This window comes from Rummeliibacillus suwonensis (assembly GCF_007896435.1).
GTDB lineage: Bacteria > Bacillota > Bacilli > Bacillales_A > Planococcaceae > Rummeliibacillus > Rummeliibacillus suwonensis.
In genome coordinates this window covers 2,751,625-2,769,186 of sequence record NZ_VCBL01000001.1, presented here as the reverse complement: position 1 = coordinate 2,769,186, position 17,562 = coordinate 2,751,625, and the positions used below count along the sequence as shown (strand labels likewise).

Below are 17,562 nucleotides of genomic sequence, written 5' to 3'. Positions count from 1 at the left end.
TGGAGTTTCACTTTATAGAACAACCAATGGAAAACTGAATCAAATCCCGGGAAATGAGATTTGATTTTTTTAGAATATGGTTTGTTTTGGTTCAATCCACGGAAGGAGAAGCTCTATCCACGAAAGGAGAGATTCCATCCACGGAGGAAGAGCTCCAATCCACGGAAGGAGGGATTCCATCCATGGAAGAAGAGCCCCAATCCACGGAGGAAGAGCCCCAATCCACGGAAGGAGGGATTCCATCCATGGAAGAAGAGCCCCAATCCACGGAAGGAGGGATTCCATCCATGGAAGAAGAGCCACAATCCACGGAAGGAGGGATTCCATCCATGGAAGAAGAGCCCCAATCCACGGAAGAAAGTTCATCCACGGAGGAAGAAGTTCCAAAATGTTCTATAAAAAACAATGAAAGTCTTACTCATCTTACCTCTTTATGTCTCCATTCAGGAATCACATGATTGGATAATAAGGTTCATAGACAGGGTTACTGTAGTAAGGTGGTCTTGTAGAGATGGTTGGCATTGACCAACTGTATGTTAGATATTCCATTGTTACTTTTGATTCTTCGTTTTGTAATAGTCTTGTTGCCTCAGGGAAAAACTCCATTCTCATTTTTCATTCCTCCATATCAAATGATCTTGCCTAGCATTTTTTCACATAAATAAATGCCTAAACATAGTCTATGACGAGAAGGAGGCATATGTTATGACGAATGAGAATGAACAAGAACATAATTCATTATCTAATGAAGAGCTGGAGCGGATCAGAGAGTACCAGCGATGGTTTGAGGAAAATAAAAGGGATGACCCGTATCCACACTACCCTATTTATGGAAAAATAAAAAGATTTGAAGAAGTGCCAATGCCACAGCCAGAACAGAGACAATTACGTCAGCCTGGTCATGAGAATTTAATGGTACCAAGGCCTATCATTGAAAACCCACATTATAAAGGTAGTGGAAAATTAAAAGGCAAAACCGCACTCATAACTGGAGGGGATAGTGGGATGGGGGCTGCAGCCGCTATCGCTTTTGCGAAAGAAGGAGCAAATGTAGCCATTGCCTATCTAGATGAACATGAAGATGCTACACGAACAAAAAAGAGAATTGAAGAACTCGGACAAAAATGCTTATTACTCCCTGGAGACCTGAGAAAAAAGGAACAATGCGAACATATTGTCCATGAAACGATCCGTACATTTGGTGGGTTAGATATTTTATGTAATCATGTTGGTATTCAATTTCACCAAAATGATATTACTCAGATTACGGATGAACAGTTTGATGAAACATTCAAAGTAAATGTCTATTCTCATTTTTACACGACTCGAGCGGCTTTGCCTTATCTAAAAGCAGGAAGCTCCATTATTGGAACTGCTTCCGTTGTTGCGTATAGAGGTGAGCCTCATTTGATGGATTATTCTGCTACAAAAGCTGCTATCGTTGGTTGGACACGTGCATTAGCGAGAAATATTGCAAAACGGCAAATACGTGTGAACGCCATCGCACCTGGCCGTATTTGGACGCCCCTAATTCCAGCTAGTTATTCATCTGATGAAACTGCCCTTCATGGTGGGAACCTATTTGATCGCATGGGGCAACCATTCGAAGTAGCTCCAACATTCGTCTATCTAGCTTCAGACGACTCGCGACATGTAACGGGGCAAGTACTTCATGTCGATGGTGGCGAATCGACTCAATCGTGATTTTAAGAACGCTTGGCGGGAATGACAAAGCTTAAGAACAATCTATATCATATTTTCATAAAGTTAATGTAAAAGTATTGTTAACAATATACAAAATCTTACAACGAACAATAGAGCTGTACTAAAATAGTCATTAGCAATGAATGTTGTGAATGGTCAATTTTATCTAATAAAGGAGAAACCAAATGTTTAAAGGTGAGAAAGTATTTGAAGGCGAAAAATCGATTCACTATTTGTTTCAAAAATCATATGCGAAGACCAATAGTCTAGTCGTGATTTTTTCAGCGTTTCCTACTAAAAAAAAGCAACCAACATACAATTTTATTCGGACATTATCAGGGATTGATTGCAACAAACTTTTTATATTAGATGATTTTGGTAGCAGGGCAAGTTATTATCTTTGTGAAAAGAAAGATTTTACTATTGAAAGGTCTGTCCGATCTTTAATTGACTTCATTATCCAAGAAAATAACATAAATTTCGTTATTTCTTGTGGTTCTAGCAAAGGCGGCTATGCAGCTTTATATTATGGGATCAAATACGGATTCGATCATATTATTGCGGCCTCTCCTCAATATTTCTTGGGGGATTATTTACTAGAACAAACGAATTCGCAGGATGTGACTGATTTCATGTCTGGCTCTTCAGGGGAAGAAGATCATCAATTTTTGAATGAGATTATGCCTAAAATGATTGAAGAAACACAAAACAAGCCAAATATTTTCATCCATCTAGGAAAAGAAGAACCACATTATGAAAATCATGTGAAGCCTTTATTAGCTAAACTGGATGAAAAGCATATCCCGTACGACCTCGACTTAGGAGATTATAGTAAACATAGTGACGTCGGCAAATATTTTCCCGCTATTTTAAGAGAAAATATTCGCACATTGCTCCATTATCCTTCTCTTGAAATGATTCAATCAGCAAAAGGAAAACTGCCAATTGGTTCTCAATGTATATTTGAGGTCAAAACGGACTCGAAGAAAAATAAAGTCGCATGGTATGTTTACCAGGATAAAGATCGGATCGATATGAAAAGCTATTCGACAAATCACACACTTTCGGTAACTTTCGACCAAGCTGGCAATTACCGTGTAAAAGCATTTGCCATCAATCATTTAAAACATAAAGTTTCGACCAGTTCAGAAATCATCGAGATTGTTTAGGGGCGAAAACAATTTCCTTAAAGTAAATGACTAAGGCTCAGAATAGAAAATCTAAAACTGAAACGTCTGCGCAGACAGTTCATAAAAAAGAATTTTAGTATGTTAGAATAAAATAAACATTTCTGAGAGATTGTCCCCCATTGTACTAATGAGGCTCAGAAAAGTGGATGTCAATAGCTTGCTAGCGCCCTTAACTATAGCATGATGAGGGCGTTGAAAGCACAGTATTTAAGCGCTAAACGATTGTTTCCAACTATACAGGTAAAAGTGATCTACACAAAAAATTCATCTGGCTGTCAAAATCATGCTGCCACTATCTAGTAAAAAAAGCATATTTTAGTTCTAAAAGTATATATTTTTATTCCATGTTGGCAATCTGTTTAAAGTGTTTTTTTATACAAAAATAAAATATTTTTGACAAAGTGAAACTTCACATAACAAGGGATGAAGAAAGCCCCTACTCCCACTATGTGAAGTTTTATTTTATATGTATGAGGGGATTGAATTAATTTATAAAGTAATAAATAATATGAAATATGATAATACAAAGTAAATTGATAAGATTAAGTGATATAATATATTTAATATAATGTTCCATAGCTTTTAGAGAAATAAAATGGTTTGTAATGGTTCACGTAGAATAGTAGAAATAGCAAAATGTAAAGGAAATAAAAAAATTTCGGATACACGGACTAGACTTCATACGTGAAGGATTCGATCAGATATCCTTATGGCAAATGGGACATAGTTTTGAACAAGCAACATCAAAAGCAATCGTTGATTACCTGCACTAGGGTCGAACAAAATCTTTTACTAAAAAATTAAACAATTGAAAGAAGGAAAATATATTATGGGGAATATTGAAAAGGTGAAATTGCAAGAACAACTTGTTTCATATCGACGTGAACTTCATGAGAATCCAGAATTATCGTTTAAAGAGGTGGAAACGACAAAACGTCTTAAAAAATGGTTGACAGATGCAGGAATCGATATTTTGGATTATCCACTTGAAGTAGGTGTCGTAGCGGAGATAAAAGGCAAACTTTCAGGACCAACTATAGCCTTGCGTTCAGATATTGATGCACTTCCAATCGAAGAAAAATCTGGCGTTCCTTTCTCTTCTAAGAATAAAGGGGTCATGCATGCATGTGGTCATGATTTTCATGCTGCTTCGATCATGGGTGCTGCGATTTTGTTGAAGGAAAGAACGGCTGAGCTCAAAGGAACGGTTCGTATTATCTTCCAGCCAGCAGAAGAAATTGCCAAAGGTGCCGTATATGTGTCAGAGAAAGGCGTATTAGAGGGTGTAGAAGCCATTTTTGGTATGCATAACAAGCCTGATCTCCCAGTTGGAACGATTGGTGTAAAAGCAGGTTCATTAATGGCGAGTGTAGATCGCTTTGAGCTTGATATCATTGGGATCGGAGGACATGCGGGTATCCCTAATGCTGTCATTGATCCAATCGTCATTGCGAGTCAAGTGGTTACAGGATTCCAAACCATCGTCAGCCGAAACTTAAGCCCATTTAGCGATACTGTTGTTTCTGTCACAAAGTTGCAATCTGGAAACACTTGGAATGTTATACCTGATAAAGCCGAATTAGAAGGAACGGTTCGCTCTTTCCAAGAAGCAGACCGTGCATTAGTGGCAGAACGTATGAAAAAGCTGGCAGAAGGGATCGCTGAAAGTTATGGAGCTCGTGCCGATTTTAGATGGTTTTCCTATATGCCAGTGGTTGATAATAACCCACAATTTGTAGAGGTTGCAACAGAAGCAGCTCTCGAGGCTGGATTTAAAGCTGTAGAAGCTCAACCTGCACCAGCCGGAGAAGATTTCGCATTTTATCAACAAAGTATTCCAGGATTTTTCGTTTGGATGGGTGTGGATGGTCCTCATGGTTGGCACCACCCTTCCTATAAATTAAATGAAGATGCGTTATCTGTTGCTGCCACTTATTTTGCGAACTTAGCAGTGAAGGTATTAGCACAATGGAAGTAGAGGGATTTGAGTAAGAAAGATTAAAATATTTCAATTTGAAGGGTTAGTCTACTATTTTATTTCAAATAAAGGCTGGGACAAAGGTATTTCAGTTTATAAAAAATCCAAACTATGAATCGAAATTCTAAATAGAATTTCACATTAGTTCGGATTTTCTTTTTATTATAATTTTACAGGCGTGTTGATTATCCAATTTAATCCATGAAAATCATGAAAATAGGGGAATTTGTTGATTTCCGCTCCGGCTTGCTCGCTTTCCTGAGGGCGAATGCTGAGCCTCCTCGCTACGCTGCGGGGTCTCATCTATTCGCTTTTCCCGCGGGAGTCGAGCAAGCCGCAGCGAAGATCTATATAAATGGTCTTGAAAATACAGAGTTTTTCAAAAACTATGTTAAACAGACACCCCTAATTTTTGTCAAATCAACACGCGTGATAATTTTATAAAGTCATTCAACTTTGGGGGGCATTTGGTTCTATCCTAGAGACTTTTTATTTTTAAAATTTCTATGGAAAGTTATTTACATCGCAATGGCAACAGTTGCTTGATTGCGATGGTTTGTATTAGAAATGTTTGTAATCATCCATTTTTTGTTCCAGCATCTTGATAAGGAAGCGTCAAAATCACCTTTCCATTTGCTATAGTACTTTGTTTGTACCAGTCTTGTTGGATTGTTGGAGTGCATCATAGTCTTTAAGCAGTGGTATGTTTGGATATGTAACGAGTCCTGGATATTGTGGAGAAGCAACATAAACATTTTTGATATCATTACTTGCAGTAGATATTCTTAAAAAAATGCAATATCTCTTGAGAATGGGAAAAGGCATGATTGATTTTAGGTAGTTGTACCATTTGTTGCAGCAATTCTAGGTATGTATTTTAAAATGGTAATAAAGTGAATTGAAAGAGTGTATCTCTATTTAATACACTAAATGTTCATTTTATTACCATTTTCATTTATCTATTGGATTGTGGCAATGTTTATTTAGCTACTTTTATACCTTTACCTTTGCTTTTGTTACCTGCTTTGTCTTGAGCATATACACGTAAAATTGTATTTTTCTTTTGAACTTTAATTTTTACTTTGTAATCACCCATAGAGTTAGCCACTGATTTTCCTAGTAATGCGGATCCCTTATAAATAAGAATAGTTGCATAAGGTTCAGTTTTACCTGTTACATACCTAGTTTTTTGTGTTACTTTTTTCACTGTTGGCGTTTTTGGAGCAGTAAAGTCGGGCATATGAGTGAAAGAAGGAAGGCCAGAAATATAGCCGATACCGCCTGTTTTGTTAATACCTATTTGTGTATCAATTTCTTTTTTTAGTGTATCCTTGTTGACTGCTGTGATATTTTTTCCATCTAGTTCATCTCCAGGATGTTGGAAATTACTGAAGATATAGGAGAAGCCGTTAAGGTCGTCCTCTGCAAATAATCCAGTAGCTTCTGCTCCAGCTGGGATTGATAGAATACGATTTAATTTTTTCGTGTCGATATTATAAGCCCATACAAAATTATTCGTATGTTGGCTACTATCTTCTCCGATAAACAATGTGCGCATTTCTGCAGAATAGCTTAAGTTATCTGGGCTAGCAATTTTATCGACATTAGCTGTATTGCCATAAGCATCTGCCTTATCTAAATCTTCACCAACAAGTAACCCTGACATAGAGGAAGCAACATATTTACTTAGAATGAGTTTGCCACTACTATCTCTTTGACTACCTGTTAAGTTCAATTGATAAGTAGCACCGGCTTTGATTTTATTCAATTGAATATCATCTGCTGGTTCTTCTGGATTTTTTTCCATACCTTTACTTTGATCTGCGATTGCAACATAAACCTTTTTATCTTGAGGATTTAGTGTTACACCCTCCATTTTGTTGAATTCTGTAGTAGCACCTACATATGCAGCATAGCGACGAGATTCAAGAAGAGCAGCTGCTTTTTCCATTCCTGGTTTTAGCTTTAAGAACTCTGTTTTTCCATATTGCTTAATTTTTTTGAAGCCTTCTTTTTCAGTATCAGATGTTTCGAAGATATCGCTAAATTTAATGCCACTATCAATGAGAGCCTTTATTTCACTATCAGTGGAGTGACCAAGTTTAATCCATTGTAGATTACCAGAACCACCGTTTGTAGTTCCTGTTTGGATGAATTTTGCAGCATACAATGTACCTGAAGATAAATCTTTTTTCTTATCGGCTACGTACATGAATAACGTTGTATAAGAACCGTCATCACCAAAGAATGCCGTACGTTGATCTGGCATTACTTTCATCAATTCATGAGAGAAGCGACCAGTACTATAGTGTTTTTGAATCTTTGTATCGCCGTTTTCTGTCACTTGAATTTCAGGAATAAAGCCGTAATAATATGGATTTGCCTTTTCCGTATCACCAAAGTAAAGTTTAGCAAAGCTTTCTACCTGAGCGCGATCTTTTGAAGTTGGATCGCTTTCAAAGGCACGTGCATCAGGTTCATATTCTTCTGAACCTAAATGAGTGTTCCAAGGTGAAAGAGAGCCGTTACAAGGAATCCAAAGACCATTGACGTCTGAAAAGTCAATTTTCTTTACAGATTTTGCTGTTAGTTTACCTGTTTTGCTATCTTGTCCTAATTGTGTTAAGGACATGGAAGCAGGAACTAAACCGTAAGCATCTTTACCTGCTGCATCAACTGTTTGATATTCATAATGTGTAATCATATAAGTTTTTCCATTGATAGGATTCAAAATGCTATTGGAATCAGGAGCATCTGATACGAAATATTTATTTCCTGGGACACTTGGGTCAACGATTGGATCACCAAAATAATCGATAGGTGTACCTGCAGGAACCAATTGACCGTTCACATTCGCTACTGAATCTTCTGATTTGAATAAAGTGTTATAAGATAGTGGGAATGTTTTTATTTTTCCATTACTGTATTTTACTTGAACAGATGCATTTGTGTAAGTATTGACCATTTGTTTGATAGTAGATGGAGCTTTCATCCCATTGAACTGCACAGAATCAATTTTCACATTGTCTTTTGCTGCCGCTTGTACAGGAGTAATGGCAGGAATAGCAATAGTTAGAGCTAAAGCAGCCGTTAAACCTTTTTTTATAAATGATTTATTCATGAATCAATCATCCTCCAATAATAGTTATCTTACACTATTAATTAGACAAAAATTTTGTAAATACGCTGTTACAGCAAGGTAAATTATGCTTAAAATATTTAAATTAATGAGAAAAATGTTATTAATATAATATTTATTCTATTAATGATAAAATTTTACAAAAATATAGAACTCTTTTACATCTCCTTTATATCGCTTTCATGTTCCATTTTTATAATGAAGTTGAACCAATCGGACTTTTACGGGCAGTTGATCCCCATCTATCTTTGTCGTTTTTCTCTAAATCTTGAGATGGGGGTCTTACTGCTCGTTAAAGCGGGATAAAGGAGGGCGAAGGCTTAAATGGCTAAAAAATTATTGACATCAGCAATAGTAGCAAGCTTTATTTTCTCATCATTAGGACTCGAAGGATCAGGCTTTGATCATGCTTTAGCAGAAGAAAGAGCACCATCGATCTTAATCACTGAAATTACACCAAGTACTGGTAACATTAATGGAGCAGACGGTTATGAATTTATAGAGCTTTATAACAATTCCGATAAAGAAATTTCACTGAAGGATTATAAATTGCTCTATCGCTATCCGGCTTCAGAAAACAAAGCAGACGTAGAGTGGGGATTTGATGAAGATAAAAAAATACCTGCACATAGCACGATAGTCGTTTGGGTTAAAAATAGTGCCAATAAGGATGCAACACTCACACAATTTAATGAATACTATAACACACAACTAACGGAGGATCAGGTCATTTCAATCGAAACAAATGGAATGGTCAACACTGCTGAACGTATCCTTGTCGTTTCGGATGCATACAAAAATGAAATGGTTAGTGCTAGATATGAAAAAGCTGATGTCCAAGAGGATGTAGGCATTCAATATAAATGGTCTGGAAAAGATCAAACCATGGACATTCTAAAAAAAGATGAAGGAGTAACACCTGGACAAACCATTGAAGGACAAGTTCCTAAGAACCAGGGAGGAGTCGATGAAGATACGACACCTCCTATGATTACCCATCAAGCAATAACTAAAATAAGTGCAGAAGAAGGGATAAAATTACAAGCAAAAGTAACAGATGAAACGTATGTCAAAAATGTGATCTTGTCCTATCGCTTAGATGACCAAAGTGAATGGCTAGAAATACCAATGACCATTACTGCTGATCATAACTATCAAGCTGCTTTGTCTGCGCCACAGTTAGTAGGAGATGAACTAACTTATAAAATAACAGCGTATGATGGAACAAATGCAGTGTCAACAGATGAATACCAAGCGGAAATTACCCATACTCCATACAATTCACAAGATGTGCCATATCTTCTAGTAACAGAGGTTGTCCCTGATTCAACGAATGTTGGAGCATCGGATGGTTATGAATATATCGAAGTGTACAATAACTCGGATAAAACATTGAATTTAAAAGATTATAAAATTCATTATCGTTATCCTGAAGAAGGAGCAGAAGGCGATCTTATTTGGGGGCCTAAAGAAGAAAATTTGGAATTGGCATCTGGAGAAACGATGGTCTACTGGATCATCAATGCATCAAACAAGGATAAAACGGTTGAAGATTTCAATCAGAACTATCATACTCAATTAGTAGAAAACAAGAATATCGTAAAAGTATATAGCAGTGGGATGGCCAATACAAGTTATCGCGGCATGACCATTTCGACCAATACAGGAGAGGATATTTCTGTAGCTTACTACAATAATAATGGTGCGAACTTAGATACTGCTAAAAATAAAGGAATATACTACACATTTCCTAAAATACTTGGCGACAAAGAAATGAAAAAATATAGCAGTAAAACCGAAACAGGGACACCGGGTTCTGTATCACGTTATCAAATACCAAAAGAAAGGGTACATTTTACAGAAGATCATAAGGCGCCTGTGGTTTTAGATCGATCCAACACGGAAGCCGTTACAGATCAAACGGATGTAGGACTCGATTTTTCCATTCAAGATGATCAAACGGTTAAAACTGTCCGACTTTACTATAAAAATAATCAAGAATCTGCTTATCATTCAGTAGATCTACTAAAAGATGCTACAGATGGAAGCTACAAATATACCGTCTACGCTGCCAATTTAATCGGAAAACAATCACTTGAATACTATTTAGAGGCTTCTGATGGGATAAATCAGGTAACTACGGATAAGAAAAAAATCGATATTATTCAGGATGAGAGGAAAGAAGGGCTTTCATTAAATGTCCAAGATGACTCCTTATTATCTCAAGAGGTTTTGCTTAAAGCTTTTCATTCTAAGGATAATACCCATACAAAATTAATGCTTGATGGTCAAGATGTGACAAATGATACCTTTTATACATTGCCAGATCAAGCTTATTTTGCGGTCGATGTAAAGAAAGTAAATCTTTTCTTCAAAAATGGAATTACGATCGGCGATGAAACATTGCGAATTTTTGATGATACGATCAATCGTTATACTACATTAACGGTTCCTATCGATCCGAAATATTTTGAAAAAGGAAAAGAAACGAAAATTTCCATACGGTCAGGTACAAAAGTATCTCCATTTGATCACAATTCAGAGGAAAACCGTGATGATTTTTATGTCAAAAATATCCGTCTTGTTTTAAGAGATGGAACGGTCATCTATGATCCTCAGTATAATGATCCTACAAAGGAAATAACCGTTGGCGATAGTAGTGGACTAAACCCGGTGCTGGATGCTAGCTTCGTTATACCGGATGAAAAGTATACGGCAAAAACGTATAAATGGGATACAACGGCTGCTAAAGACGGTGAGCATCTATTTACCGCAACAAATGGCGGTGAAACATCCAAAGCAAAAGTATTAGTCGATAATAGAGCTCCTATTATTACGTCGTCTATTGAAGAAGGAAAAGAATACAAGGGTGACTTTACGCTTCAAGCAGAAGTGGAGGATCAATTTGCAGGTGTACAGGAAGTAAGTGCCACTTTAGATGGCAAAGATATTACATTACCGTTGAAAACCTCTTCAGCTGATTTATCGCCTGGTTCTCATACATTTATAGTGAAAGCAACTGATCAGGTGGGCAATTCAGCGACAAAAACAACCAACTTCCGTGTAGTAGAGGAACAGCCATATGCACCAAAACTAATGACGCCAAAGGATAAAGCTACAAATGTATCTTTATCACCAAAATTAGAAGTAAAAGTATCAGATCCTACAAATGATCAATTGGACGTTTCCTTTAATCGTGGTTATCAGTATAAGGCCAATCAAAAAGAACATGTGTCGATTTTTACAAATAGTGTCGATCATGAGCCACCTGAAACGTTGACATCGACTGGTGAAAAACGAGTGACGGCTGTTAACAAGCTAACGAAAGTGGATGGTCAATATATTACGACAAAAGGTATGGAAAAGTATCCATATCATCGTTTTGAACTAAATTTAGATAAAGAAGTCGACAGTACCGATGATATCGAGATTAACTGGGAGGGTAAATCCATTATTGGTCGAAAAGTGTCCATGTATGTATGGAACTACGAAACAAAAAAATGGGAAGTGAAGGAATGGAAGATTGCTGAAAACAGCAAAAACTTTCAACTTAATGCTTCTGTAAAAGGAAGAGAGTATATTAAAAATCATAAAGTACAAGTGATGGTACAGGATGAAATCGCTGCTACCAATCAATTTGACTACTCATTGATCTGGATGTCTGATACACAATACTATTCTGAAAGCTATCCTCATATTTATAACAAAATGACAGAATGGATTGCAGCGCAAAAAGCGGCTATGAATATTAAGTATGTATTCCACACAGGGGATTTAGTGGATGACTTTGATCAAGAGTACGAATGGCAAAATGCAGATAACTCTATGAAAACGCTCGATCAAGCGAATGTGCCATATGGTGTATTAGCGGGAAATCATGATGTTAATCACAAAGCGGAAGATTACACAAAATATGGTGAGTATTTTGGTGAAAGCCGCTTTGCGGGCAGAAACTATTACGGGGCTTCCTACAAGAACAATCGTGGTCATTACGATTTAATCAGTGAGAAAGGGAACGACTTTGTCATGCTCTATATGGGTTGGGGTGTGAATGAGGAAGATATGGCATGGATGAACGAGGTTCTAGCAAAATACCCAGAACGAAAAGCCATCCTCAATTTCCATGAGTATTTACTTGTATCTGGTGGGCGTAGTCCGATCGGTGAAGAAATATACAACAAAGTCGTAGTACCAAATAAAAACGTCATTGCAGTATTGTCGGGGCATTATCATGATGCTGAAACATTGGTTGATGAAATCGATGATAACAAAGACGGCACACCAGATCGCAAAGTTTATCAAATGCTTGCGGATTACCAAGGAGGACCTGAAGGCGGTCAAGGTTTTATGCGTCTACTTCAAGTAAATCCAGTAGAAAATAAGATTTATATGAAAACGTACTCTCCTTATCTAGATAAATTCAATTTCTATGATGCAACTGAGTATCCAAGTAAAGATGAATTTATCATTGAAACAGATTTAACACCTAAAGAAAAAGAAGTTTCAACAGATGCAATAGAAGTCAATGTCTATACAGATGATGAAATCGGTAAAAAACGAGGGATTAAAAACAACAAATCGGCATCTGTCATATGGAAAAAATTAAAAGCAAATCAAAGCTATGGCTGGTATGTCAATGTAACCGATCGCTTCAAAGGAAAAGTAACATCCCCCATTTGGACATTCAAAACATCCAATAAAGGAAAAGGATCAAAAGGCAGATAGTTTTTTCAGGAAAAGCTACTAAAGGAGTCTGTTTAAAAATACATCCTCATAAAGAACACAGAATATACTTGTAGATGGATATTCTGTGTTCTTTTTTATAGGAAGAAATTTAGGGTAAAGAGATAGAACAGACCAACAGACTTGAATGCTCTTGTCTCTTGTTAATAGAATGAATATGACATGTTTTCAAGAGTAAAAGTTGCTTGCCATCATTTCTAAACATATTTAAAATGATTCAGCTACTATTTACAGTAGATAAGTATTAATTTAACGAAAAAATAACTAGTTAAAGTGTTGACAATTCATTCTAAAAGTAACTAAAATAAGGAAGAAGTATGAGAAGAGATCATTAATATCAATGGAAATAGATAAGATATTTAAAAAAGCTCTGTTATGAGAACCCTCTCTACAGAGCTTTCTGTATTTCTCTAAAATTTTGGCTTGCCCGCATGAGTCGAGCAAGCCGTAGCGGAAATCAGCGAATCAACTATATATTGTATAATCAACATATCTAGTTTTTGTATCAAGAACAAATTTTGACGCATTTTAGATTATATGAAAATTACCTCATCAAATAGATGTTATCGAAAGAATACTGATATTATAGAAAGAGAGAATATAGCAAAGGACGTTTCAGTAGTTCTATGAAGCAAAAGCAACAAGATTAAAAGGAGACTGTAACATGACATTGAATGTAAATCCTATCAAAGGGATTTTGAAACCAAAAGCGTACCGTACAGAGCTACAAGAAGCAAAAGATTATTCGCATTATAAGTTAAACATACTGCTTTTTTTCTTGCTGAGCATTGGCGTATATGTAATAAGCGCTACACTTGGAATTGGTACGGAGTCGCTTTCAAGTGAATTATCCAGTATAAGTAATCATGCGCTTGAAGCAAGAAAACAATTGTTTTTAATAGGTAGATTATTGCAAGGACTGTTGATTCCTTGTGTATTGATCTTTGGAACTGCCTTATATTATTTTGCGTTTATAAATGGCGATTTTAAGAAATTAGTCATTGTTCAACTAATTGTTTTTAGTATTTTTTTAATAGAAAAAATCATACAGATCCCGCTTTTTCTTTTGCTAAATATAGATGAAACCTCGAATATTTTTTCATTAGGAATTATTGCTCAATATCTGACACATAGCAAAGTCATCATTCATTTCCTAGGGGAATTAACACTGTTTAGAATCGCGATGTTGATTTATTCCTATTACTATTTATCCAGAATAGTAGAAGTGCGTAAAAAAGTGTTGTTAGTAGCGGTCGGTATATTATTTTTACTTTATTGGGTTTTTGTCAGCTTTATGTCTTATATTAAAATAGGTTTCTTTTTCTAAAGGAGGATGAGCAATTTGAAAAAGTGGGGCAAGTATTTGGTTGCTATGATTGTCGTTCTTTTTGTTGGAAGTAATCTTTTCCTCTTATTAAAGGAAGATAGTAAGGCAGCTAGAACAGTGAACATCAATGATTGGACATTTGTCGATCAAGGTGATGTAAAGAAATTGTTATATACTACTGGCGTTACAAAGCCAGAAACTGAAACACATGTGTATTTTGACGATCAAAAAGGTTCCTTAGACAAGATTTTGGTGAAAGAAGGAGATGTCGTAAAGAATGGTACGCCTCTTTTTTCCTACAATTCTCAAAGACTGGAAGAAAAGAAAGCAGATTTAGAGGATGAGCAAGGACGTTTGCAGGGCGAAATGGATAGTATCGATCAAGAAATTTCTTCATTACAGCAAATTGAAACCACTGGAACTCCAGATGCAACGAGTACGACTTCCGATGATCAAAAAGTGAAAGTAGATGTTGATGTAGATACGTCCGCCATTGTAAACGGAAATGTTCAACAAAAAATAGCAGAAGCTGAAGCTGAAAAAGGAAAATTGAACGCGGCACTCACTACAAATGAAGCCAAAATATCTAGAGTGGAAGAGCAATTAGCAGATTTAACTGTTAAAAGTGCCGTAGATGGGCAAATTGTGAAGATCAATGCGGATTTAAAAGCCCCCATAATGACTATTGCCTCAACCGCTTCTGTCGTAAAGGCTGTTGTGTCAGCAAAACAAGTTGGAGAAATTGCAGAAGGTCAAACTGTAAAGCTATCTTCAACACTGATGAAGAAAACATATAAAGGGACTGTTTCACAGGTAATTACTTATCCAAACAAAGAAAAAAAGGACAAGAAGGCAGACCCTACGTATTCATTTTTAGTAAAGATCAATGATGAAGCAGCAAAAGATGGAAAGCAAACAGAAGAAAATCCAAAGAGCGAAGCAACTACGGATTCCTCTTTAAAAATACAAAATCAAGCTGACCAATCCAATGATGGTAAAACTTTTGGTACATCAGATTTAGATAACCAAACAACCAATGAACAAACACAAGCAAATCAAATGCCTACAGTGGATGACAACAAACCATTGCTCATAGGAACAAACATGAAATTACAAGTGACTGTAGCAGAAGCAACAAATACACCGGTCATCGATTCTAAATCGATATTAAAAAATGGAAAAAAACAGTATGTTTATCAATTTACGGATAAAGGGATCGTGCAAAAACAAGCAGTTACTTTGGGTGTAGTATTTAAGGGGAAAAATCAGGTACTGAAGGGGTTACAAGCAAATGATGTCATCGTCGTCGATCAAGACGCTATTTCGTTAACAGCTCCTTCTAACTTTATCACGCCATTGAAGACTACCAGCATTCAAAACAAAGAGTTTAAAAAAATGACGCAATCCCAACAAGCAAAATATATATTGATGGGCTTATTTGAGGACTAATAATAGATCACTATAGCTTTTGTTCAGTAGTCCGCTTTAGGCGTAGTGAAAAATATGCAAATTCAAGCATGTTGATGAGGTAGGATAAATATTGGTTGAGAACAAGGCAATCATCTTTGTTTCTAGTTCACTATAGATAGATGGAACCGATTCTCATAGAAAAAGCAGACCATCATAGCACAAATCAATCGATGATGCCTATAATGGATAGCATTGTATAAATCAACACGCATGATGTAAATCATCGATAGATAATAAAACCCTATTTCAAGATCCGAGTAAAAGAAGGATCTTGAAATAGGGTTTTAACTGCTTTTATAAGCTCGATCGATTCAGTTCATACGAAGGAAACTTCCACTAGGGAAACTTCCTTGTATCATACCAAACAAGTATTAACGCGTATGGACTTGTTCTCCTTGTACCCATACTTCGCGAATATTTTCTGGTTTAACAAGATACATAATTTTTTGGAAGGTATCTAGTAAATTTTCATGGCTATCAAAAAGAGGGAGCTTCGCAGAATCAAGCGCTGTATCGATGATTTGCACATCCCAAGCATAGTTTTTTTCCAATCTCCCAATCGGTAAGCTCAAGCTTTCACCACCACCAGCTGTTGCCAAGAAGAATGCTTCGTTAATAGTGATCCGTGAATCAGGGACACCACGTTTTTCGGCAGGAAGTTTTGTGTTAACGCCTTCTTCCAACATTCTAGAGGAGATAACAGCTTGTCTAGCATTATCGAAAATACTTGGTGAAAAGCCTGCCGAAATATCTGTACCTAAACCGATTTCCACACCTTTACTATGTAGATGGGCAAGTGGAATGACACTATTGGCGAAATAAGCATTTGAAAGAGGACAATGACCAACAGCAGTCCCTGTTTTCGCAAATAAATCTGCATCATCATCACTTAAAAAATTGCAATGAGCCATAACTGATTTATCCTTTAAAAGCCCAAAGTCGTTTAAAGCAAATGCATCATTTTTTCCAAAGCGATCTCTTACATAATTATGTTCCCAATCACCTTCACTACAATGGGATTGAATATGGGTGTCATATTTGGCAGCAAGTTTTCCTAAGCCGTTTAGAGCATCATCTGTACAGCTAGGGATGAATCGCGGTGTTACGACTGGATACACACCTTGTTTGGTTGTTTTCGCTAATTCTTTTACAGCTACTATAAATTCTTCCGTATCTTTTAAAGCTGTTTCTGTGTTTTCATCACGATAATAGTCTGGATTTTGGACAGGATCGTCCATTACTACTTTTCCTACCAAACCACGTTGTCCTTTTTTGGCACATATTTTTGCTAATAGTAAGCTAGATTCTTTATGAACAGTAGCAAAATACAATACAGTGGTAGTCCCGTTGGCTAATAAATGATTGACGAGATCCTCATAAACAGCGTCGGCAAACTCTAAATCTGAGAATTTGGCTTCCAGTGGAAAAGTATAGGTATTGAGCCAATCATAGAGCGGAATATCTAATGCGGTACCTGATTGCGCCCATTGTGGTGCATGAACATGTAAGTCAATAAAGCCTGGTAAGAAAAACTGTCCTTTGGATAAACGGTGAAAATGATCTTTATATTGATAAGCCTCTAGTAAATCCTGATATTCGATATCTTCTGGTGCTACAGTTTTTTCAATTATTCCGTTTTCATCTATACAGAAAAGATAATCTTTTAAGACTTTTACTTCCTTTGGTGACTGGCTTGTAAAAGCGGTACCTTGAAAAATTTGTGCATATTCTTTCATAGACAACACCACACCTTAATGTTCTAATTTTGGAATTATACACTATTATACGCATGTGATAGTGAAAAATCTAATGTATATTGCAATAGCTAATTTTATGAGTTTAGTTGTCCTTTTCAAAACTAACAATTTGAAAAGCCAATTTCATGATTAATGGGAAGACATAGTTGAAATGAGGGGATTTTCAACAACAGTTTGGAAGTAAAGAGGAAAAAAAGGTCCACGTCTGCGGAAGATGACCATCTGAAATAACAATCCATTATAAAAAAGAGGTG

Annotated in this window: 10 protein-coding genes; 7 read left to right on the top strand and 3 right to left on the bottom strand. The window is 36.4% G+C overall.

Going from position 1 to position 17,562, the window contains the following annotated elements; all coding sequences use genetic code 11:
- The first annotated feature begins 86 nt into the window (after positions 1 to 86).
- Positions 87 to 458, top strand: a complete 372-nt coding sequence (locus tag FEU33_RS12540; protein ID WP_146549697.1) for a hypothetical protein — start codon at positions 87 to 89, stop codon at positions 456 to 458.
- Here the strand turns inward: FEU33_RS12540 and FEU33_RS18845 are convergent.
- Positions 451 to 612: a hypothetical protein gene (locus tag FEU33_RS18845; protein ID WP_186731398.1), complete on the bottom strand. Its 162-nt coding sequence runs from the start codon at positions 610 to 612 to the stop codon at positions 451 to 453. The genes FEU33_RS12540 and FEU33_RS18845 overlap by 8 nt on opposite strands.
- Before the next feature lie 93 nt (positions 613 to 705).
- Between FEU33_RS18845 and FEU33_RS12535 the strand changes: the two genes are divergently transcribed.
- From FEU33_RS12535 to FEU33_RS12525, 3 genes are all read left to right on the top strand, one after another.
- Positions 706 to 1,704, top strand: coding sequence for an SDR family oxidoreductase (locus FEU33_RS12535; protein ID WP_146549696.1), 999 nt, complete (start codon positions 706 to 708; stop codon positions 1,702 to 1,704).
- Positions 1,705 to 1,889: 185 nt separating this feature from the next.
- On the top strand, positions 1,890 to 2,873 hold the full coding sequence (locus tag FEU33_RS12530) for a Two component regulator three Y domain-containing protein (protein WP_146549695.1): 984 nt from the start codon (positions 1,890 to 1,892) through the stop codon (positions 2,871 to 2,873).
- Between the two features lie 850 nt (positions 2,874 to 3,723).
- Entirely contained in the window at positions 3,724 to 4,872 is a 1,149-nt protein-coding gene (locus tag FEU33_RS12525; RefSeq protein WP_146549694.1) for an amidohydrolase, read from the top strand.
- A 979-nt stretch (positions 4,873 to 5,851) separates the two neighbouring features.
- Here the strand turns inward: FEU33_RS12525 and FEU33_RS12520 are convergent.
- Positions 5,852 to 7,993 carry an alkaline phosphatase PhoX gene (locus FEU33_RS12520; RefSeq protein WP_146549693.1) on the bottom strand — a complete coding sequence of 714 codons (2,142 nt, stop codon included), beginning with the start codon at positions 7,991 to 7,993 and terminating at the stop codon, positions 5,852 to 5,854.
- 342 nt (positions 7,994 to 8,335) lie between these two features.
- Between FEU33_RS12520 and FEU33_RS12515 the strand changes: the two genes are divergently transcribed.
- The 3 genes from FEU33_RS12515 to FEU33_RS12505 all read left to right on the top strand — a co-directional run bounded on the left by FEU33_RS12515 (position 8,336) and on the right by FEU33_RS12505 (position 15,530).
- Positions 8,336 to 12,736 (top strand): lamin tail domain-containing protein, encoded by a 4,401-nt coding sequence (locus FEU33_RS12515; protein ID WP_146549692.1) that lies wholly within the window; start codon positions 8,336 to 8,338, stop codon positions 12,734 to 12,736.
- Between the two features lie 682 nt (positions 12,737 to 13,418).
- Positions 13,419 to 14,081: a hypothetical protein gene (locus tag FEU33_RS12510; RefSeq protein ID WP_146549691.1), complete on the top strand. Its 663-nt coding sequence runs from the start codon at positions 13,419 to 13,421 to the stop codon at positions 14,079 to 14,081.
- A gap of 15 nt (positions 14,082 to 14,096) precedes the next feature.
- Positions 14,097 to 15,530 carry an efflux RND transporter periplasmic adaptor subunit gene (locus FEU33_RS12505; protein ID WP_186731397.1) on the top strand — a complete coding sequence of 478 codons (1,434 nt, stop codon included), beginning with the start codon at positions 14,097 to 14,099 and terminating at the stop codon, positions 15,528 to 15,530.
- Between the two features lie 392 nt (positions 15,531 to 15,922).
- On the opposite strand, the gene guaD is transcribed toward FEU33_RS12505, so the two are convergent.
- The gene (guaD, locus tag FEU33_RS12500; protein WP_146549689.1) at positions 15,923 to 17,287 is read right to left on the bottom strand and encodes a guanine deaminase; all 1,365 of its coding nucleotides are present in this window, start codon (positions 17,285 to 17,287) and stop codon (positions 15,923 to 15,925) included.
- Between the last annotated feature and the right edge of the window lie 275 nt (positions 17,288 to 17,562).

Excerpts from the sequence above, each read along its gene's own strand:
- FEU33_RS18845 (WP_186731398.1), bottom strand. The coding sequence starts at position 612 with ATGAGAATGGAGTTTTTCCCTGAGGCAACAAGACTATTACAAAACGAA.
- FEU33_RS12535 (WP_146549696.1), top strand. The coding sequence starts at position 706 with ATGACGAATGAGAATGAACAAGAACATAATTCATTATCTAATGAAGAG.
- FEU33_RS12530 (WP_146549695.1), top strand. The coding sequence starts at position 1,890 with ATGTTTAAAGGTGAGAAAGTATTTGAAGGCGAAAAATCGATTCACTAT.
- FEU33_RS12525 (WP_146549694.1), top strand. The coding sequence starts at position 3,724 with ATGGGGAATATTGAAAAGGTGAAATTGCAAGAACAACTTGTTTCATAT.
- FEU33_RS12520 (WP_146549693.1), bottom strand. The coding sequence starts at position 7,993 with ATGAATAAATCATTTATAAAAAAAGGTTTAACGGCTGCTTTAGCTCTA.
- FEU33_RS12515 (WP_146549692.1), top strand. The coding sequence starts at position 8,336 with ATGGCTAAAAAATTATTGACATCAGCAATAGTAGCAAGCTTTATTTTC.
- FEU33_RS12510 (WP_146549691.1), top strand. The coding sequence starts at position 13,419 with ATGACATTGAATGTAAATCCTATCAAAGGGATTTTGAAACCAAAAGCG.
- guaD (WP_146549689.1), bottom strand. The coding sequence starts at position 17,287 with ATGAAAGAATATGCACAAATTTTTCAAGGTACCGCTTTTACAAGCCAG.